The sequence below is a fragment of the Streptomyces sp. NRRL S-337 genome (genome assembly GCF_000720175.1).
Taxonomy (GTDB): domain Bacteria; phylum Actinomycetota; class Actinomycetes; order Streptomycetales; family Streptomycetaceae; genus Streptomyces; species Streptomyces siderophoricus.
Genome location: NZ_JOIX01000049.1, coordinates 20,797 through 39,426 on the forward strand (window position 1 = coordinate 20,797; position 18,630 = coordinate 39,426).

Genomic DNA, 18,630 nt, shown 5'->3' on the forward strand with positions numbered 1-18,630 from the left:
TTGAGCGTGTCGCGGCCACGAACACGATCGGAGCTGCCCTGGCGCAGACTGGTTCGCCGTCCACGATGTGGACGTAGCTGCTGGCCGTCTTACCCTCGCCCGGTGCGTGCGGAGCTCAGGCCGTGAGGGCGTCGATCGCCACGGGAAGGTGGCGGGGACCGCGCAGCACGGCGTTGACGCGGTACGGCGGCGGGTCCGCCAGCAGCCGTGGATTCTTGATTCGTCGAAACAGCTGGGGCAGGGCGAGCTGGGGACTGGGAGATCGATCCCGAGGACCTGGCGCACGTCTCGCCGTACCTGACCGAGCACATCAAGCGGTTCGAGGAGTTCCGCACGCACGAGGTCGGCATGGAACCGGAGGCGTACGGCCCGAAGCTCGACGTCGACTTCACCCGCGCTGCGCGAGACGGGCCAGACCGCTGTGGGCTTTGGCCAGGCTGCCTGATCCGGCCCGCGCTTCCAAGCTGCCGGCTATCGGGTCGGCGGCTGATACTGATCTTCGAGGCCCATCCCCCGCACCAGTTCCTGCATGAGCAGCTCGAACATGGGCTCCTGGTCGGAGAAGAGGGGGGCAAAGTGCCCGAAGACCTCCAGTGCGATTTGGCCGTAGAGCGACCGCCAGCAGCTCAGCATCACCACCATCGCGCCGGGAGGAAGGTCCACACCGGTGTCTTTCCGGTAATCCAGCATCTGCTGCCGCAGTCGCGGATCCATCTCATCCTCAGCGAGGACCGGGTACGGGCGCTCCGCCCACAGTTGCACGAAAACTGGACCCCAGACAGCGGCAAGTCGCCGCACCCAGGCGCTTGTCAGCTCTCCGTGGGCGTCACCGGCCGCTGCCGATGGTGTGCCGAACAGCAGGTTGAATTCAGGCTGGTGCGTTATCGCCCAGCTGCGGAGCGCACGCACCGGTTCAATCATCCGCATCGCGAAGTTGGCTTCGGGGTGAGAAGCGGCTGCGGACTGAAGGGCTTGCACCAGTTCGTCAACGATGTCCTCGGCGACCTGGTACACGATCTCCGGGAGTCCGCCCTCGAAGTGGTGATAGAGCGCGGCGGGGGTCACGCCGACACGCCGCGCGATCTCAGCAAGGGTCAGGGCATCGACGCCCTGGTGCGCGATGACACGGCGAGCAGCGGACCGCACTTCCGCAGACATCTGAGCGCGCAGTCGTTCCCGACGCCCCGGTGCCGTCATCCGCCCGCCCCTCACTCCTTGTGTGTGCTGTGTTAGCCCCGAACGGTGAACTTGAAGACCTTGTGCCCTTCGAAGTTCGAAGCGTCAACCTTGAGGGCGATCTCGGTCTTCTTTCCCTGGGGAACTCCCCATAGCAGGAGGTCGACCGTTCTGGACCCACCGGGCTCATACCGAGATGCTAGCGAGCCTCCGTTGATACATGCACCGCGCCTGAGCCCCTCGGCGGCGGGTCCCTCCTCGGGGACGTGAAGGTAAGTGGCGGTTCCCTTGGGCGCCTCGGCGGTGACCGCCACAGTCTCGGCCTCGTACTCACTGCCTGACTCGTGTTCCCACTCGGCGGAGTTGGTGTTCGTGAGTTGGATCGTCACTGGGACGATCGAGGTGCCCGACGGGGCGTTCAATTGGCAGGCTGGGTGACTCGACATGGGAGTGCCGGGCGTGGTCACGAGCGATCCGCGTGATCGGTGCGTGAAATCATCGCCCTGGATGCGACGCTGCAGGTCGTACGAGAGTGTTTTGGAGACCGGTGCTTCGGGTTCGCTCATACCGTCACTTGGCAGGCCGCCCCCAGCCCCGGCGACAGACGACCTGCCAATTTCTGACCCGCTGTCGCCGACCCACTGCGTGATTCCGTAGCCGCCGAGGCCGACGACCAGGACGGCGAACGCACCCATGCCGATGCGGATGTTGCGCTTCTTGCTGTTGTCGATGTTGCCGCCGGCGACCTGATGGCCCTTCCCGCTGACGCCTCCACCGCTGATGTTGACCTGGTGGTGCGGCGACCCGGACGTGGCAGTGCCCTGGCTGGTTTCCCGATGGCAGGAGTTCACCGCATCACTCAGCGCCTGCGCGAACGAAGAGTCACCCTGAGCAGCGCCGGCGAGCACGCCCGCCGCCTCCATCCGTCGCCCGGAATCCTGCGGGGCCCCTTCGAGCCCCTCCAACGCGCTCGTGCCGTCATCAGTTGACCGCAGACGCTGCCTCACCATGTCAGTTACGGCGCCAGCCGCCATGTTCTGGACTACGCCGGCCAGAAAGTCTCCCGCGATGCCGACGGCTGCCCCCGCCAGAATGCCGAGCTCCACCACTGCTCTTCCTCCCAGTGTTCGAATTGCGCGGCCCAACTAGCCCTCGGTTAAAGGGGCTTTACAAAATAGCGCACGTTTAAGATCCTTCTCCAGTTGCGAGCACCACGAGGGCCGGCCTTGGCGTGAGCGTCCGGGATACCGACGCTCGACGTGTGCCCGGAGACCGGCCGGGCCCGGCTTCCTCATGCCGGGCCGAGGAGATCTCCGAGGAGAACTCCCGGCTGCTGGCGAACCCGCTCGCCTCACCCGAGGACATCGAGGACCTGGGCGACTGGGCCCTGCACCGGCTCAGGCACAGTGCGTTGACGCGCGATGCAGAGAACGGAACGTCCACGCCGATGTTGCTGGCCCGCTCCCGCGACTGCGGGGGAACTCCAGCCCGCAGCCGGCTTGGCCCGCTCCTGCTGGGATGCAGCGGGGTTCCGTGCCGCATTGCGCGAGGCACCGGGGTGGGACGTCTTCCGGACCCTCCTCTTTACGCCCTGCCCGGCGCCTGGACCCGTGCTGCTGCCCGCCGGTCACGCAAGTCGTTCGCGCGAGCGGACACCGAAGGGTGAGGTGGCTGCAACCCGGCTGCTCGTGTCCGCGTGTGGCGATGGCGTCGGCTGCGCAGATCAGCGAGTTGGGAAGAGTGGCCGACCGAGGTCTTTGCGGAGCCGCTCTTTGAGTTCAGTGACATGGCTGGTGTGTTCATGGGCGATCCGGATGGTGTGGACGCCGCAGCGCGTCCAATGCCGGTCGCGGTCCTCGTCGTTGGCCTTGCGGGTTCGGCTTCCCGGCCACCGCGGCTGGATACCGAGACCTGCTGGGGTGGGCCAGGGCGTCGGGTATGGTGCGCCGGGCCGGAGCGGAAGGTACCGGTTCCTTCGGGGCGGCCCTGTCCCGCTACCTGCTGGCCCAAGGCGTGGACGTTTTCGATATGAATCGGTTCGACCGAGCCGACCGCCGTCGGCGCGGCAAGTCGGACCCGCTCGATGCCGAGAACGCGGCCCGGGCGGTGCTGAGCGGACGGCGTGCGCTCAGGCCAAGGCGGGCGATGGGCCCGTGGAGATCGCCCGGATGTACAAGCTGGCCAAGGACTCGGCGGTCAAGGCCCGCCCCCAGGCGATCAACCAGCTCAAGGCCGTCCTCATCCGTGCCGATCCGCAGCTGAGGGAGCAACTGGCCGGGCTGGGCAACGCAGAGCTCTTCCGCACCTGCGCAGGGCTCCTCGACGACAGCGCAAACCACGAGGCCGGCGCTGATGGAGCGCCACGCTCCGCAGTTGCTCGAGGTGGTGGGCATCGGTCCGGACCCGGCCGTCACTTTGCTGATCACGATCGGGGACAACTCGGAACGCCTGGGTCGTGAGGCGCCGTTCGCGGCGCTGTGCGGGGTCAGCCCGGTCGAGCGTTCCTCGGGCAGTCGGCAGTACCGTCGCCTCTACCGGGGTGGCGACCGGCAAGTGAACGCGGCCCTGCACCGGATCGTGCAGACGCGCCTGCGTGTCGACCCGCGCACCCAGGAGTACTACGAACGCCGCAGCAAGGAGGGCAAAACTCGGCGCGAGATAGTCCGCAGCCTCAAGCGCTACGCGGCCCGGGAGGTCTTCCACCTGGTCAGACCTGTGCAGTCGCAACCCCCGTCGTAGGGGCAGTCGGTGAAGGGCCGCTCGCGCATCGGCTCACGGCGCGCGGGCGGGCGCTCGTACCGGGACGGCGGCGCAGACCGGTGGGTGCGCGCGCCGTGCATCTCGGGGCCGTGACCAGTGGGATCGGCTGCTGATGCGGGGGAGGGCGAAGTGACAACCGTGCGTTAAGTGCGTGTTAGGTGGACGCCCAGCGGGATGAGGATGCTTGCCCTCCGAGACGCCGCATGACCGACGGCGTCCTGTGCCTGTCGAGGAGCATGGATGGACCGCATTCCCGTGTGTATCCGCGCGGATGACCAGATCTCACAGCTCGGAGTGACCGCGGAGCTCAGACCGCGACCGGAGGTGCGGGTGCTCGGCGCCGACGAGATGGACGAGGCGAGAGTCACCGTGGTCGTCACCGGCGCCGTGACCGAGGAAACCCCGCAGGTCCTGCGGTCGGTCGCGGCCCAGATGGGCGAGGCCCGACTGGTGCTGGTCACCCCGGAGATCGACGAGTCCGACCTGGTGCCGGTGGTCGAGGCGGGTGTGATGGGGGTGGTCCGCCGCCGGGAGGCCACACCGGAACGACTGGTGACGGTGCTGCGGTCGGCGGCGGCGGGGGAGGGAGCCGTACCCCCTGACCTGCTGGGCCGGCTGCTCGACCAGGTCGGGCGGGTGCAGCGCCAGGTGCTGGGGCCGCGCGGCCTGAACTTCAACAGCCTCACGGAGCGGGAGGTCCAGGTGCTGCGGCTGGCCGCCGAGGGCTTCGACACCGACGAGATCGCGGCCGCGGTCGCCTACTCCGCGCGGACGGTGAAGCAGGTCCTCCACGACTTCCAGAATCGCTTTCAACTCCGCAACCGATGCCATGCCGTGGCGTACGCCATGCGCAACGGCTTGATCTGAGGGAGACGTTCCCCGATCCCGCCCCGGAGCGTCGCCTCATGGGGCGAATTACGCGGAACGCGGGACGACGTTGAGCGCTGCCCCTAGGGTCTCTCGGACGACGCCTCCCGCTGAATGGAATCCGTGCCTGAAGCGGCGGGGTGGCGTGTCCGGTTGGGTGCGGAGTTGTGGGTGGCGATGGTGGTTGAGCCGGGGCAGGGTCGGGAGCCGGGGGAGTGCGGGGAGCCGGGGCCCGGTGGGCGGGGCGAGCAGTGTGACGCGGAACTGATAGTGCGTGCCCGGGCCGGCGACGAGGCCGCTTTCGGTGTGCTGTACGAGCGCCATTCGGCGTCGGCCAGGCGGCTGGCCGGGCTCTATGCCTCGACTCCGGCGGATGCGGAGGACATCGCGGCGGAGGGTTTCACCCAGGTGCTCAGTGCGGTGCGGGCGGGGGGCGGTCCGCGGGAGGCGTTTCGGCCGTATGTGTTGACGACGGTGCGTCGGATCGCGGTGAGGAAGGTGGCGAGGGCGAAGCGGGACGTGCCGAATTCGCCGGAGCTGGAGAGTCTGGCGCCGCAGATTCCGTTCGAGGATCCGGTGGAGGCGGATCTGGAATCGTCGCTGGTGGCGCGGGCGTTCGCGGCGTTGCCTGAGCGTTGGCAGGCGGTCCTGTGGCACACCGCGGTGGAGGGGGAGAGCCCGGCCCAGGTGGCGAAGCATCTGGGGTTATCGGCCAATGGGGTCGCCGCGCTGGCCCTCCGTGCGCGTGAGGGTCTGCGTAAGGAGTATTTGCAGGCGCATTTGTCGGCGGAGAAGGTGGAGCGGGAGTGCCGCGGGTGTGCTTCGAAGCTGGCTGCTTATGTCCGTGGGTCGCTCGGTGAGCGGGCTCGACGGAGTGTGGAGGCGCACCTCGCCGAGTGCGACCGCTGTGCGCTGCTCTTACTTGAACTGCGGGAGATTTCCGGGCGTTTGCGCGGCGTCATGGGTCCGCTGATCTTGGGACCGCTCTTCGCCGGGTACTTCGCCTCACTGGCTGACGCGTCACCGGACGGTGCGGGGGAGCCGGCCGACCCGAGGAACGACGCCGGACTCGGTGGGGGCATGGCGGGCGGCGATGGTTCATCGAGCGCCGCGGTCGCCGTCACGACGATGGCCGCCGTCGTCGCCGCTCTCACGGTGGCCGGCGTGCTCCTCGTGCCGGGTAGCTCCACCGAGCACCCCGGAAGGGCAGGCAGAGCCCCCGCCACCGAGCCCGGTTCCACCCCGAGGCCCCACACCGCCTCCGCACCACCCGAGCCCACGGCACCCGGCGAGACGCCGCCCCTGCTGACGGCCCCGCGGCGGCGGGGCGGTCACAGGGCCGAGCCGGGTCCGCAGCCGGATCCGGGGGCGCCCGGTAAGCACACGCCCGAGGAGCCGTCCAGCCCCGCTCCGTCCACCACCCCGTCCCACGGCCCCGAGCCCGTTCCGAACCCCAAGCTCAACGACGGCGCCTTCGAGTCGCCATCGGTCGGTGACGCGCCACATATCCCGTACCGGGACGGTCAGTTCATCGGAGCATGGCGGGTCGAGAACTCGGTGAACCTCACCGGTCCGAAGGGGTGGCAGCCGGCGACCGGCGCGCAGTCCCTCGATATGAACGGTGATCAGCCCGGGTCCACAGCAGGGGCGATCAGCCAGAGCATCGCCACCAAGCCCGCCGCGCAGTACGTCGTGAGCTTCTACCTGGCCGGCAACCCCAGCTGCGGGAACGTCGTGAGATCTTTGACCGTCCAGGTCGCCGGCGTCTCGAAGGGCTTCTCCTTCGACACCACCGGGCATTCCGCCGCCGCGATGGGGTGGCGGCCGGAGACCGTGCGCTTCACCGCGACCGGCGACCGGGCCACCCTGCGGCTGGCCAGTACCAGCGATCCGACCAGCCCTTGCGGACCGACCGTCGACGACGTCAAGGTCACTGCCAGTCAGCCGGGAAACTGAGCCGTCCGGCCGCGACCGGCAGGTCCGCCACCTCGCCTCGGTCGGGGCGGCGCGACCGGCGGGTGTGCTGGGCGACGCACGCAGCCCGTTCGTCGGCGTCGAGGCCGAGCGAGGCGAGCGTGGCGAGGTACCGCCGTCGGGTCTGCTCGGCGGCGGCGGGTGCGCCGATGCGGTGGTAGGCACGCAGCAGCAGGTGCCACCCCGTGTCGTGGAAGCGGTCGACGGCGAGGCACTTCTGGGCTGCGGCCACGGCTTCCTGCGAGTTGCCGGCCTGGAGCTCGGCGGCGGCGAGTTCCGCGGCGGCGTCGGCTGCCTGGTGCCGGTACGTCTCGCGGTCCTGCTGCAGCCATTCGGCGGGGCCGTCCTCGGGGAGCAGCTCACCGTGGTACTGGGCGAGCGCGTCCCGCAGGCCCTGTACGGCCGAGACGCTGTCCCCGGCGGCCTTCGCCTGCCTGCTCCGGGTCAGCGCGGTCTGGAACGCCAGCGTGTCGAGGTAGGCGCCGACCGGCAGGTTGAGCAGGTAGGCGTCACCGACACGGACCACCAGTCGTGGTTTGCCGAGATCCCGGTCGGGTTCCAGGAGATTACGCAGGCTGGAGACGGCCACTTGCAGATTGGCCGTGGCCGACTTGGGCGGCATGTCCGGCCAGAGAGCCTCGATGAGCGCCTCCCGGTGTACGGGCCGGCCCGCACGCATGGTGAGCAGCCGCATGGCGGCGCGGGCGCGGGGGCGGACTCTCGTCCAGTCGATCACCAGGTCACCCACGGTCATCCGGAATCCGCCGAAGCACCTGATCGCCACCCGGGGGTTCCGCTCGTCGGTGTGGGCGGAGGCCGGCAGCGGGTGCCATCGGCCGATCGGGCCGTTCGGGACGGCGGCCGGCAATGCGCTGGTGGAGCGGGGCGGGATGGCGTGCCGTGAGCTGTGACGCCGCTCGCCGTCGGGGTGCCGGACCGTGAGCGGCGCGCCGGCATCCTCGACGCTCACCGGGTGCCCGCTCCGTACGGCGTCGGGTGTGAGGCCCGGTGGGTCCTCGTCGCCATCGAGCAGCGCGAGGAGTTCCCGGGTCCAGGAGCGGATCAGGTGGGCATCCGTCGCGCGACGGCACCAGGTCGGCGAGGCCGGGTTCCGGCCGCAGCCTTCACAGCAGACGCCGGCCAGGGAAGAAGCCAAGCGGCGCACTGCCCGGACGGTGACCTCGTCGCCGCCGTCCGCCTCGTGGAGGAGGCGGAGGGCGACCCGCAGTAGCCGCAGCCCGGCGTCGGCTTTGGACCGGTCGCTCGCCTCTGGTCCGGTGGCGTGGTGGCCGCCCGTGCCATCGGCGAGGTGGCCCCTGGACGAGGGCGCGTCAGGCTTTCGCATGTCGGCATCCTTCTGCTGTCCCGGTTGTGCTGCACAGTTCGTGTCCACACCTATTCAGAGACGTCCGATGCGGCGCTATGACGGGAGAACTCCAACATTTTCCGGTGCCGCCGCCGGACCCGCGCGGGGCCGCCCCGCGCGGCTGGAGAGGCTCCCTTGGCGACCTCGCCCAACGGTCACCAAGGGCGGCATCGGCCGGCGAGCGCCCTTTCATGCGGCTCGGCTACCCCGAAATCCGCCCCGATCGCGGCTGCGGAAGCGCGTTCCGGACGCCGACCATGTGACCGGCGGTCGATGCGGCCGGTGACCGCGCAGGAGGGACGACGCCTTGTCCTGCGCGCCCCTCTGCTCTGGGAAGACGACGACCGGTCCGGACATCGGCCCTGCGCGACGAAGACGGTGAGGAGCCGCTACCCATGTACACCGAGACACAAGGACTCTCTGCTCTGCGGACCGTCGGGGGCTGCGAGTTACGGGCCGCTGGCATCGACTGGGACGCGGTCCGAGTGCCGCGCAGCATCGGCATACGCGCGTTGGCGATCCTGGGGACCCGCAGCGGCGCGGTGATCGAGGACCCGTACGAACCCGCCGTCTACTGGTTCGTCCGCGAGGGGGCGACCACCGGGTGGGACGTCCCGGGCACCCGTCCGCTCAGCGTGACCCAGCACCTCGTCGTCCCGCCGCCGCATCGCGTCGAAGGGCCGGGACCGCACTGGCGGATCCGCCTCACCGACGGACGGCTGATCACCGACGTCCAGGCGCTGCGCCGGGCCATCGAGGTCGCGGTCGCACCGTTCCGAGGCCCGTGAGACGAGACGGCTCGACCGCCGCCCAACCGAGCGGTTCGCCGCTGGCCTGCCAGGTCCCGCGGCCGTACGACACACGGTCACGGACACCCCCTGGACGCCGTCCTCTCCCTTCCCCCGGAGGACGGCACGGCCCGCCCTTCGCCGGCGGGCGGGCCGCACCAGCCGTCCCGTCCCTCTTCGGTCCCACTGCCGACCGGAGCGGGGCGGGGCGGCCGCGACATCAACGAGCAGAAAAGGCAGCGGAGTTGAGCAGCCCGGGCAGGGGGAGTTGCTCGCCGCGGCCGAGAACCACCGCGGCCGAAGACGGCCGTGGCCAACCCTGCCGCTGTGCGCCGAGGGAGAATCGGGTGGAGCTACAGACCGCCGCACCAGCGATGATGGTGTTCGGGATCTTCATCATCGTGATGATCATCATCGGTGTCTGGGCCTACTGGGAGACCGACAGCTTCCGAGAATTCGCGCTCGGCGGCCGACGGCTCAACGCCCTGGTAACCGCCCTGTCGGCAGAGGCCAGCGATATGTCGGGCTGGCTGTTCATCGGCCTTCCGGGCGCCGTGTACGCCGAAGGAATCGGGGCCACGTGGATCGCCGTCGGCCTCATCATCGGCACATACCTCAACTGGCGTTTCGTCGCACCGCGGTTGCGCACCTACACCGAACGTGCCAACGACTCGGTGACTCTGTCCGCGTACCTCGAAGAACGGTTCGAGGACCGCAGCGGGATTCTTCGCATGCTCTCGGCGACCGTCATCGTCGTGTTCTTCACCCTCTACGTGGCGAGCGGATTCGTGGCGGGCGGTGTGCTCTTCCACCAGGTTTTCGGCGTCGACTTCGCTTTCGGTCTCACCGTCATCGCCGTGGTGATGGTCATCTACTCCCTCCTCGGCGGCTTCCGCGCCGTGAGCACGACCCATGTGGTGCAGGGCGCGCTGATGCTCTTCGTGGCGTGCGTCCTCCCTGTCGTCATCATCGGGCACCTCGACGGCCTCTGCGCGGTGCACCATGCGATCGCCGACAAGAGCCCGGCACTGCTCGATATGGGGGCGAAGCCCGGTTTCGCCGACGGCCGGTGGAGCGCGGGCGAGCCGCTGGGTCTCGTCGCGGTGAGTTCCCTGCTCGCCTGGGGGCTCGGCTATTTCGGGCAGCCGCATATCCTGGCCCGCTTCATGGCCATCCGCAGTACGCACGACCTCCCTCTCGCCCGGCGTATCGCCATGGGGTGGGTCGTCCTCTCGCTGACCGGCGCGAGCCTCGTGGGACTCCTCGGTATCGCCGCGCTCCGCACCTCGGTCGGCGACCGGGAGATGGTCTTCATCGAACTGGTCAAGCAGTCGGTCGATCCCTGGTTCGCCGGTGTGCTGTACGTGGGGGTGCTGGCCGCGATCAAGTCGACCGCGGACAGCCAGCTGCTGGTGACGGCGACCTCCGTCACCGAGGACTTCTTCCGCGCGCTGCGCAACCGGCGGGCCACGGACGCGACATTGGTGACGGTGACACATGCGGCGCTGGTCGGCGTCGCGCTGGTCGCCTATGTGATCGCGCTCAGCGGAGGCAGCGTCCTGGACATCGTCGCCCACGCCTGGGCCGGCTTCGGCGCGGCCTTCGGCCCGGTGTTCCTGCTCTCGCTCTACTGGCCGCGCATGACCAAGGCGGGAGCGACCGCCGGCATCGTCACGGGCGCGCTCACGGTCATCCTGTGGAAGCACATCGACCCGCTGCTCGGCCCGCTCCGGACCGGAATCTACGAGATGGTGCCGGGCGTACTCGCGGCCACAACGGCAGCGCTGCTCTTCGGAACCTTCGTCGGTCGCCCTCCGCGCCGCTCCTGGACAGCCGAGTCCACCGGTCGAGCCGCTCCTGACGCACCGCCGCAGACCCAGCCATCCTGAGGAGATCCATGGCCCGATTGCTGCGACTGATCCGCACCCAGACGCCTCCGCGCGCCCTGACGCAGTGATCTGCTGCTCAGCCTCTGGACGGTGACAGTGGCCCCGGCGAAACCGGGGCCACTGTCTAGCCTCCCCGTTTCGCTTCGGTGGCTGATCTGGAGTGATGGCTGTGAAGTGGGGTTTTGGTTGTTGGCTGCTGGGCAGGCATGGTCGAGGCCCGACGCGCGGGTCGGGTTCTCCAGGGTTCCTCGGGTCGTGGGCGTGCAGGGACGGTGCCGACGTTCAGGTGGCAGGCCGTGGCAGCGCCGCTAGGCGGGCGAATGCGTTGGTCAGCTCGTTTCGCCAGGGCCAGGTCGCGGCGATCCGCAGGTGCATGCGGCGTCCGCCGCGGGTGATGCGGGCGGCTGCGTGCAGCAGCCGGTAGCGGAGCTTCTTGGGCTCGGCTGCTGCCAGTTCGCCCTCCAGCAGCAGGATGCGTGCCCAAGGGAGCAGGTCGAGGGCGGTCAGGGACAGCTCCAGCCAGGCTTGGTTGACGTGGGAGTGTCGGGAAGGGAAGCCCCAGCAGGCCATGAAGGACCTGGGCGTCAAGGGGCCGTAGATCCCCAAGGACCCTAAGGACGCGGCTGCTTGGTGGAAGGGCCTCGACGAAGCATCGCGCCAGGAGTACGCCACGATGTATCCGGAGCAGATCGGCAAGACGAACGGCCTGCCCAGCATGGTCCGTGACGATGCGAACCGGCTCGCGCTGAATCAGCAGCTCAATTTCGTCAGCGGCAGCGACCAGGCCCTCCCCGGCATTCCGGAAAACCGTCACAACCTTGAGGTCCTGAAGGCCGAACTCGACGAACGTGACGGCGCCACGGGAAACAAGAAGCTCTACCTGCTGGATTTCAACGGATTCGATGACGGTAAGGCCGTCATCGCCATGGGAAATCCGGACACCGCTGATAACGTCGGTGTGCAGGTGCCCGGCACAGCCACGGACATGAACTCGACCGGAGGCCAGCTGTCGCGGATCGAGAAGCTGCAGAGGTCGGCCGAGCGGGCCGATCCGTCGGCGAACACCTCGATGGTCTACTGGCTCGGTTACGACGCTCCGGAAATCCCCAGTGATGATGCCCCGAATCTCGCCGTTGCCGGCACCGGTCGTGCCGACGACGCGGCTCCGGACTTGCGGGATTTCACCCGCGGCCTGCGCGCCTCGCTTGAAGGGTCGGACCGTGCGCATATGACGGTGCTGGGACACAGCTATGGCGCCACGGTGGTCGGCGACGCGGACGCTGGCGGGAAGGGCCTCGACGCCGACAGTATTTCCGTCGTCGGCAGTCCGGGGGAGACGGTGGGCCGGGCGTCCGATCTCCACGTCGACCCGCACCACTTTTATACGGGAATCGCCGATGACGACCTAATCAGTCAAGCGCAGGATCTTACGCTCGGCCCTGACCCCAACACCGCGGACTTCGGCGGCACCCGATTCGTAACTGATACTCACGGACACAGCGGCTACTGGGACGACAACAGCGAAAGCCTTGCTAATCAGGGGCGGATCATTGCCGGCCAGAAACCGAATCAGGCACCGCCTACACCCATCGACATGTAAGGAAATCCCTTGGAGAAAAAACACTCTGAGGCGGCGATATCACTTTTTAGGCGAACTCGCCTGATCGCAGTGACCGCCGCGGTAATTATTGTCACCGGAGCCTGCATGTCTCAGCCGTCCAGCGACCCCAACAAAGCACTTCCGCGTAAGAGCCGCGAGGACTCTTTGGCCTGGGCGAAGCGCTACACCTCATCCATGGCACATTATGCCGGGGTCAAGGTGGGTAACAAATTTGGCCCTTTTACGGATTTCGAGGACTGCATCGGCCAAAATGATGAGGTAGCTGACGACGGCCGCTACACCCTCACGTACACGGTGTACGCTGAAGTCCCGCGAGAAGAGCAGATTCCAGTAGTCCGCAAACTCCGGGCAGCGCTCAAGGACCACGGGGGCGTAGAGGTCTCTTCGTACGAAGAGCGCCCGCAGTCTCACGAGGTCGTCCTCGACGGCCGCCACAAGACAGAGAATTTCAGCCTCATCGCAGACACCGCTAAACCGCCCAACACCCTCCGCCTGTCCGTCAGCACCCCCTGCTTCCTTCCTCCTGGTGCCAGGCAACAGAAATTCTGAGCGAGTTACTGAGCTCGCAGAGCAAGCCACGATACGCCCGTCACGACATCACGAGTTCAAACTCAGTAACAGCTGAGTTCCCGCCCAATGGGGCGGGAACTCTTCGCGTGCGGGTTCCCACCGCCACCTGCGTCCTCCGAGGAACACCGCCGGGCAGTTCCGCCTCTACAGCACATCGCGCAGCGGGACTACCGGCTCAGATAGCGCCCTCACCGCGCACCCCCGAAGGTGTGATGGCACTTTGCGGATCGGTACCACGTAAGTAGGAGGCCGGGGCCTCCACGTACAAGCTTTTGCAGTATTTCGTCAAGATACCCATGAAAGAGCTGAACGCGGCAAGCTGCTCCGCCGAAGTAGTTCCCAGCCGCGCACCTGATCCGCCCGCTCCGCCGAGCGCTGCTGAAACGAATACGTGACCCAAGAACCCATCAGTGTCCCCACCACCACCCACCACGCTCGCTGAGGTACGGCGTTGGACGGCGCCCCGGTTTTGATCGCGCTCGTTGCGGTTACGGAACCATGGGCGCTTGCTCGACCCGGCTGCTGGCGGACTCGTGGGAGACAGTTGAAGGGGATCGGCCCAGCCGCTTGGCCAGCTGCCGGGCCGATTCTCCCGCGGCGATATCTCCTCGCGCTCGCTGCCGCTCAGATGCCGCTCTGACCGCGTCTGCGGGGTAATGCGGACGCCGCCGCTCTGGTACAGGAACCGACGGGCGTGCCGCATCGGCGCCCCGAGGCCCGCCCGATCGAGCTGAACGGCTGCCCCTCGCGCCAGCGTCTCCAGATATCATCCTGCTGAGCTGGCGAAAACCCGTAGTCACGTACCTGTGCCTCCACGATCACGTGCTCATCCGTGGGTGATGCGTTGATCACTTGAGGGTGCCTTCGTTTGACGACAGGCGACTGACGCCCTGTGGGCCGCAGCAGGCCGCCGGCCGCCGCCTCGTAGTCCCCTTACAACAGATGGCGGGCGAAGAAGGTACCCACCCGGCGCCGTACCTCAGCGAGTTTCACCGCAGGGTTGCCGGTGCCGATGAGCGCGGCCCGCGCTGCCGCTGTCACGAGACCGGAAGTCTGGAGTTGAGGGATGAGCGAGCCGTAGTCGGTGAACGCCCAGTGGTTCGCGTCGGGGAGCAGCACACGGCGGCCGGGAAGGTCCGCCCAGGACGACTCGATCCGGGGGGCGCCCTCGAATCCGTCGGTGCGGAACAGCAGCAGCGGCTGCTCGACGCCAGCCGGCGTCGGGTACAGGTCGAGATAGCCCTCCAGGTTGGCCACCGCGCCGACCCGGCGGTCGTCACGGGCCGCGTACACCACCGCCGTGCCGCCTGCGGAGTGCCCGTACAAGCCGATCCGGCAGGAGTCCATGACGCGGGCGAGTGGCAAGTCACTGAGCCGGTCCAGGACCAGGCGGAGGTCCGCGATCCGGGTGTCCACCATCGTGCGGAAGGTCGCCGGGTCCGGTGGCCCGAACAGGACGGTCGTCCGCAGTCCGGTCGGCAGCTCCACCTGGGAAGCGTCACCGGGGTGATCGACGAGGACGACCACTCGACCGTGGCTCGCCAGGTCCTCGGCGAGGGTCGTGCCGAGCGTGCGGGAGTCACCGCCGCCGGGTGAGTACACCAGCACCGGCCGCCGCCCGGGCAGCGGGGGCGCGCCCATGTACCCGTGGGTGAGGACCGCGCCCCAGTCCACGGCCCCCGGTTCCGGCAAACCCGGATGAACGTGGGGCGCGAGGCCGGCGAACTCCCGGGCCGCGGCCGGGGTGAGCTGCGGGGCCCGAGAGAAGCCGCGTACCGATCGGGCCGGGTACAGGACGGTCAGCATCAACTCCCGCGCGCCGCCCACCCAGGGATCGGCCCGGGCCGGGTCCGTCAGATGGACCGTCTGCATGCCTACGGGGTACGGGCCGGCGGGCGAGGGCAGCCGGAGGACGGGACCGCCACCAGATGCGGACGCGGCCGTGGGCAGCAGGGCGGTGGCACTCCCGAATAGGGTGCCCTTCAGAAGAGTGCGTCGCGAAGTCATACGAACATCCTTGAGGCGGGGCCGTCACGACGCGAAGGTTCAGGCCCTGGCCGAAAGGCTGGCCCACTATGAGGAGCTGTGAGGGTGCTGCGAGTCCACTTCACCGCGGAGGACTTCGCCCGTATCCGGTTCGCACCCCGCCCGGCGGCGCACCAGGAGTTGCACGCCGCCCTGACCACAGCCGTGACCCAGCGTGGCGGGCCGCTGTTCGCGCCGTGGCGCGGCCGCATCCTGCGCTCCCTCCCGGCCGCGACCAGCCCGCTCGCCGACCTGGTCCCGGCGGGCCGCCCGCCCTCCTTCCTCAACGTCGTCGGCGACACCATGGCCGACGGCTTCGAACAGATCCGAGCCACCAGTCCCGGTCTCGCCCGATCCGAGCTGGAGCGGGTCTACGGGGCGGTGCCCGCCCCTCGCTGGATCCGGGGCCTGCACGCGGCCGACGAGACGGCCTGGCACACGCTGCACCGCGCCCAGCAAGCCGCGTTCAAGACGGTCCTCGCCCGGTCTCGTCCGTCGTACAGGATCTGCACTGTGAGGAGTTCACCCGCTACGCCCTTACTGTCGCCGAGCACGGCGTGGCCGCCACCTTGACCGGCCTGGCCCCGGGCAGCCGGCTCCACGAGGGTGTGTGGGAATGGCCCGGCCCAGTGCCGGCCCGCGACGTCCGCCTCGATGGGCGCGGCCTGGTTCTGCTGCCTACCTTCCACCACCCGGCGGGCCCGCTTCTCCAGGACACCCCGGGCCATCCCGCAGTCCTGACCTACCCAGCTGGTCCCGGGCTCCCGCCCACCGCGGGGGGCACGGACGTCTCCGCCGAGTCCCTGGCCGCGGTCCTGGGCCGCACACGGCTCGACGCCTTGCGCCTCCTCGCCGACCCTCACACCACGACATCCCTGGCCCGCGCCCTCCAGGTCAGCAACGCGACGGCCTCTTCCCACGCGGCCGCGCAAAGATCGGCGGGCATGGCGACGACAACCCGCGCAGGCTGCTCGGTCACACACCAGCGCACAGCCCTCGGCACGCTGGTTGCGGGCGCCTGGCCCTAGTTCGCCACAAGATGGAGCCAGCCACGCCACGAAGGTGACGTACCTGAGCACGTTCGCCCAGAAGATCGGCGAGGAGCGGCTCGACGCGGAGTTCGCCAAAGTGATCAAGGGCAGCAATATCGCCCCACCCTCCCCGGAAGCGTTGCGCGACGGCCGCAAACCAGCTGACCAGGGCAAGCGCGTGACCCCGGCCGGAACCCGCGGTTGGCGCCATCGTCCGGGCTGGCGCCGGTCGCGCAGGACCACAGCCAGCTCTCTTCGGGGTGTCTGAGCGAAGGCGGCTCATAGTCGACTTGAGTGATCCTTCCCCAGGTGAATACCTACACCGGCACCCGCATCACCCGAGCCGGCAACATCCGCTACGAACACGAACACGACGCTCAAGGCCGCGTCATCCTGCGCCAGAAAACCCGCCTCTCCCGCGGACACCTGGCGCTACACCTGGGATGCCGAAGATCACCTCACCACCGTCACCACGCCCGACGGCACATAATGGCGCTACCTCTACGACCCACTCGGCCGGCGCATAGTGCCGTGGCCGGATTGGTTCACCGGCTTCGAGCCGTTGCTCGTACCCTCGGCGCATGGAAGATCGTGAACAGTACGAGCGGTATCGGCAGGACCGGAAGGTGCTGGCGGCCATCGGGGCCCATCTCGATCCGCAGGTCCCACGGATCACGGTCCGGTTGCCCCGGTCCCTGGCGGAGTCTGCCGTTGCTGCCTGGGACCGTGAGGAATTGGGCAGGATGGGCGAGGAGAGCCGCGAAGAGTATGAACTGCGTGACGATGCAGCCGAGCTGGCGTTGATCGGCATGGCGATCACCTCGCGTGGCGAGTGGGGTGGTGAAGAAGTGATCGTCGATCTGGACGTAGTCCAGATCGCGGCGTCTGTGCGGGCCGTGCGGTAGCTCAGGCCACGTCAGCCAGGGGCCGGCCACCCCACCGCAGACCCTTCTCACTGCGGATCCGGGCACGTTCCCTGCGTTGCGCGGCCAGGACGTCGGGGTGGCGGGCGTTGGTGTTGCGCCAGCGGAGGTAGGCGTGCAGGGCTCGGGTCTGAACGGTGTGGTTGCGGTGGTTGGAGTTCGCGATCGTGAACTGCCGCAGCGGTCCGAAGTGGGCCTCGATTGGGTTGGCCCATGACGCGTAGGTCGGGGTGAAGCAGAGCTCGACGCGGTTCTTCTTCGCCCAGCGTCGAATGGTGTCGCCCTTGTGGGCAGACAGGTTGTCGAGGATGACGTAGATCGGGGCGCCGTCTGGGCGGGCCGCGCGGATCGACCTGAGCGCGGCCAGGGTGTTGTTGGCGCCCTTCTTGCGGCGGTTGACGCCCCAGAGGGCGTCGTCGCCGACCGAGTAGCAGCCGTGGAAGTATCTGACTCCGTGGGTGCGGTGGTAGGTCGCGGGGTGCCGCTCTGGGTGCCCGGCAGGTGCCCAGCCGGAGCCGCCGGTGGGGCGGATGCCGAGCGGGCCGAACTCGTCGAACGCGAAGACGCGGTCGGAGAAGCGTTCCAGGACGTGCTCGATGCGGTCGAGCTTGGTGTCGCGCTCGGGGTCGGGGGATTCCTTCCAGGTCTTGGTGCGCTGGAAGGTGATGCCGCGGCGGGCGAGCAGGCACCGTAATGCCTCGCGGCCGATCCGGATCACACGGCCGTGGACTCTCCGCAGGTAGGCGGCCAGTTTCCGGATCGACCAGCGGCTGAAGGGCTGGCCAAGCTTGGTCGGGCGGGTGGTGGCCGTCTGGACGACGAAGTCCTCGTCGTCAGGATTAAGAAGGCGGGGACGGCCTCCCGCCTAACGAGGGTCCAAGCAGGCCAGACCGATCTCGTTGAACCGGTGGATCACATCGCGGACGGTGTCCTCGTCCGCCTGCACCAGCTGGGCGATCACCGGAACCCGGTTCCCGCCGGCCGAGGCCAGCAGCATCATCGCCCGCCGGAACCGCACCGAACTGGTGCTGCCCCGACGCACGATCTGCTGCAGCTTCTGCCCCTCCCGGTCGGTCAACCTGCGCACACGGACAGGCTCGGCCACCACGCCCCCAACGGTCAGATCAACAGACGCCACCGCACATCCAACCCCCAGAACCACCAACCCGGCGAACCATCCCGGTCAAAGCAATAGCCAAGCAACGCCTGGCCGCCGACCAAGAAACGGTCCTCGAAGAAACCCGATTCGCCTGGGAGGGCAGCACCCTCACAGAGCAAAGCACCCGCACCCCGCCATCGGCCGAAGAGCTCAGCCTTACCTGGGACCACGATGGGATAACCCACATCGCCCAGACTGAACGCGAAACCCGCCCTGACACACCGCAACACCTCATCGACGAACGCTTCTTCGCCATCGTCACTGACCTCGTTGGAACCCCCACCGAACTTGTCGATGAAAGCGGCAACGTCGCCTGGCAAGCCAGAGCCACCCTGTGGGGCACCACAAGCTGGAACCACTCCGCAACCTCCTATACCCCACTGCGCATCCCCGGCCAATACTTCGACCCCGAGACCCAACTCCACTTCAACTACTTCCGCACCTACGACGTCACAGGCGTCTACGACGAACAGACAAAATA

14 protein-coding genes and 6 pseudogenes are annotated in these 18,630 nt (G+C 68.4%); 12 read left to right on the plus strand and 8 right to left on the minus strand.

Translation table 11 applies throughout. The features are described 5' to 3' along the window. Nucleotides 1-115: 115 nt before the first annotated feature. The 3 genes and pseudogenes from IG62_RS49100 to IG62_RS0127865 form a co-directional block, all read right to left on the minus strand. Nucleotides 116-250: pseudogene (locus IG62_RS49100) on the minus strand (cytochrome P450); the annotation flags it as partial. Between the two features lie 221 nt (nt 251-471). Further along, nucleotides 472-1,197, minus strand: coding sequence for a TetR/AcrR family transcriptional regulator (locus IG62_RS0127860; protein WP_030809032.1), 726 nt, complete (start codon nt 1,195-1,197; stop codon nt 472-474). Nucleotides 1,198-1,229: 32 nt separating this feature from the next. Beyond that, the gene (locus IG62_RS0127865; protein ID WP_158795130.1) at nt 1,230-2,282 is read right to left on the minus strand and encodes a hypothetical protein; all 1,053 of its coding nucleotides are present in this window, start codon (nt 2,280-2,282) and stop codon (nt 1,230-1,232) included. Between the two features lie 832 nt (nt 2,283-3,114). Between IG62_RS0127865 and IG62_RS49105 the strand changes: the two genes are divergently transcribed. The 4 genes from IG62_RS49105 (at nt 3,115) to IG62_RS43450 (ending at nt 6,759) form a co-directional block, all read left to right on the plus strand. Next, on the plus strand, nt 3,115-3,438 hold the full coding sequence (locus tag IG62_RS49105) for an IS110 family transposase (protein WP_234326770.1): 324 nt from the start codon (nt 3,115-3,117) through the stop codon (nt 3,436-3,438). 120 nt (nt 3,439-3,558) lie between these two features. After that, nucleotides 3,559-3,915: an IS110 family transposase gene (locus IG62_RS49110; RefSeq protein ID WP_234326772.1), complete on the plus strand. Its 357-nt coding sequence runs from the start codon at nt 3,559-3,561 to the stop codon at nt 3,913-3,915. A gap of 261 nt (nt 3,916-4,176) precedes the next feature. Then, complete coding sequence (locus IG62_RS0127875) at nt 4,177-4,803, plus strand: response regulator transcription factor (RefSeq protein WP_030809038.1); 627 nt, start codon at nt 4,177-4,179, stop codon at nt 4,801-4,803. A gap of 270 nt (nt 4,804-5,073) precedes the next feature. After that, on the plus strand, nt 5,074-6,759 hold the full coding sequence (locus tag IG62_RS43450) for a sigma-70 family RNA polymerase sigma factor (protein WP_158795131.1): 1,686 nt from the start codon (nt 5,074-5,076) through the stop codon (nt 6,757-6,759). On the opposite strand, the gene IG62_RS0127890 is transcribed toward IG62_RS43450, so the two are convergent. Further along, nucleotides 6,734-8,122, minus strand: a complete 1,389-nt coding sequence (locus IG62_RS0127890; protein WP_030809043.1) for an AfsR/SARP family transcriptional regulator — start codon at nt 8,120-8,122, stop codon at nt 6,734-6,736. The genes IG62_RS43450 and IG62_RS0127890 overlap by 26 nt on opposite strands. Nucleotides 8,123-8,538: 416 nt before the next feature. On the opposite strand from IG62_RS0127890, the gene IG62_RS0127895 reads away from it, so the two are divergent. Beyond that, nucleotides 8,539-8,931, plus strand: coding sequence for a hypothetical protein (locus IG62_RS0127895; protein ID WP_030809046.1), 393 nt, complete (start codon nt 8,539-8,541; stop codon nt 8,929-8,931). Nucleotides 8,932-9,278: 347 nt separating this feature from the next. Next, a complete protein-coding gene (putP, locus tag IG62_RS0127900; protein ID WP_324604649.1) occupies nt 9,279-10,820 on the plus strand; it encodes a sodium/proline symporter PutP in 1,542 nt (513 codons plus the stop codon). Nucleotides 10,821-11,102: 282 nt separating this feature from the next. Here the strand turns inward: putP and IG62_RS0127905 are convergent. Then, a pseudogene (locus IG62_RS0127905) lies at nt 11,103-11,375 on the minus strand (transposase); the annotation flags it as partial. A gap of 118 nt (nt 11,376-11,493) precedes the next feature. Here IG62_RS0127905 and IG62_RS0127910 point away from each other — a divergent pair. After that, nucleotides 11,494-12,420: an alpha/beta hydrolase gene (locus IG62_RS0127910; RefSeq protein WP_051798695.1), complete on the plus strand. Its 927-nt coding sequence runs from the start codon at nt 11,494-11,496 to the stop codon at nt 12,418-12,420. A 9-nt stretch (nt 12,421-12,429) separates the two neighbouring features. After that, nucleotides 12,430-12,990, plus strand: coding sequence for a hypothetical protein (locus IG62_RS47420; RefSeq protein ID WP_158795132.1), 561 nt, complete (start codon nt 12,430-12,432; stop codon nt 12,988-12,990). Nucleotides 12,991-13,535: 545 nt separating this feature from the next. On the opposite strand, the pseudogene IG62_RS50290 reads toward IG62_RS47420, so the two are convergent. Further along, a pseudogene (locus IG62_RS50290) lies at nt 13,536-13,827 on the minus strand (helix-turn-helix domain-containing protein); the annotation flags it as partial. Nucleotides 13,828-13,944: 117 nt separating this feature from the next. Further along, complete coding sequence (locus IG62_RS0127920) at nt 13,945-14,883, minus strand: alpha/beta hydrolase family protein (RefSeq protein ID WP_234326771.1); 939 nt, start codon at nt 14,881-14,883, stop codon at nt 13,945-13,947. Nucleotides 14,884-15,102: 219 nt separating this feature from the next. Here IG62_RS0127920 and IG62_RS42390 point away from each other — a divergent pair. The 3 genes and pseudogenes from IG62_RS42390 to IG62_RS0127930 all read left to right on the plus strand — a co-directional run bounded on the left by IG62_RS42390 (nt 15,103) and on the right by IG62_RS0127930 (nt 16,972). Continuing rightward, nucleotides 15,103-16,064 (plus strand): annotated as a pseudogene (locus IG62_RS42390) (ArsR/SmtB family transcription factor). 34 nt (nt 16,065-16,098) lie between these two features. Then, nucleotides 16,099-16,335, plus strand: a complete 237-nt coding sequence (locus IG62_RS47985) for a hypothetical protein (protein ID WP_199812536.1) — start codon at nt 16,099-16,101, stop codon at nt 16,333-16,335. A gap of 313 nt (nt 16,336-16,648) precedes the next feature. Next, the gene (locus IG62_RS0127930) at nt 16,649-16,972 is read left to right on the plus strand and encodes a hypothetical protein (RefSeq protein ID WP_030809064.1); all 324 of its coding nucleotides are present in this window, start codon (nt 16,649-16,651) and stop codon (nt 16,970-16,972) included. 1 nt (nt 16,973) lies between these two features. Here the strand turns inward: IG62_RS0127930 and IG62_RS42395 are convergent. Next, nucleotides 16,974-18,095, minus strand: a pseudogene (locus IG62_RS42395) (IS630 family transposase). A gap of 80 nt (nt 18,096-18,175) precedes the next feature. On the opposite strand from IG62_RS42395, the pseudogene IG62_RS45315 reads away from it, so the two are divergent. Beyond that, a pseudogene (locus tag IG62_RS45315) lies at nt 18,176-18,598 on the plus strand (RHS repeat domain-containing protein); the annotation flags it as partial. Nucleotides 18,599-18,630 lie beyond the last annotated feature (32 nt).

What these genes read in the sequence shown, in the direction of transcription:
- IG62_RS0127875 (WP_030809038.1), top strand. Translation starts at nt 4,177, where the DNA reads ATGGACCGCATTCCCGTGTGTATCCGCGCGGATGACCAGATCTCACAG.
- IG62_RS0127860 (WP_030809032.1), bottom strand. Translation starts at nt 1,197, where the DNA reads ATGACGGCACCGGGGCGTCGGGAACGACTGCGCGCTCAGATGTCTGCG.
- IG62_RS0127895 (WP_030809046.1), top strand. Translation starts at nt 8,539, where the DNA reads ATGTACACCGAGACACAAGGACTCTCTGCTCTGCGGACCGTCGGGGGC.
- IG62_RS49105 (WP_234326770.1), top strand. Translation starts at nt 3,115, where the DNA reads ATGGTGCGCCGGGCCGGAGCGGAAGGTACCGGTTCCTTCGGGGCGGCC.
- IG62_RS0127930 (WP_030809064.1), top strand. Translation starts at nt 16,649, where the DNA reads ATGGAAGATCGTGAACAGTACGAGCGGTATCGGCAGGACCGGAAGGTG.
- IG62_RS0127920 (WP_234326771.1), bottom strand. Translation starts at nt 14,883, where the DNA reads ATGCAGACGGTCCATCTGACGGACCCGGCCCGGGCCGATCCCTGGGTG.
- IG62_RS0127910 (WP_051798695.1), top strand. Translation starts at nt 11,494, where the DNA reads ATGTATCCGGAGCAGATCGGCAAGACGAACGGCCTGCCCAGCATGGTC.
- IG62_RS0127890 (WP_030809043.1), bottom strand. Translation starts at nt 8,122, where the DNA reads ATGCGAAAGCCTGACGCGCCCTCGTCCAGGGGCCACCTCGCCGATGGC.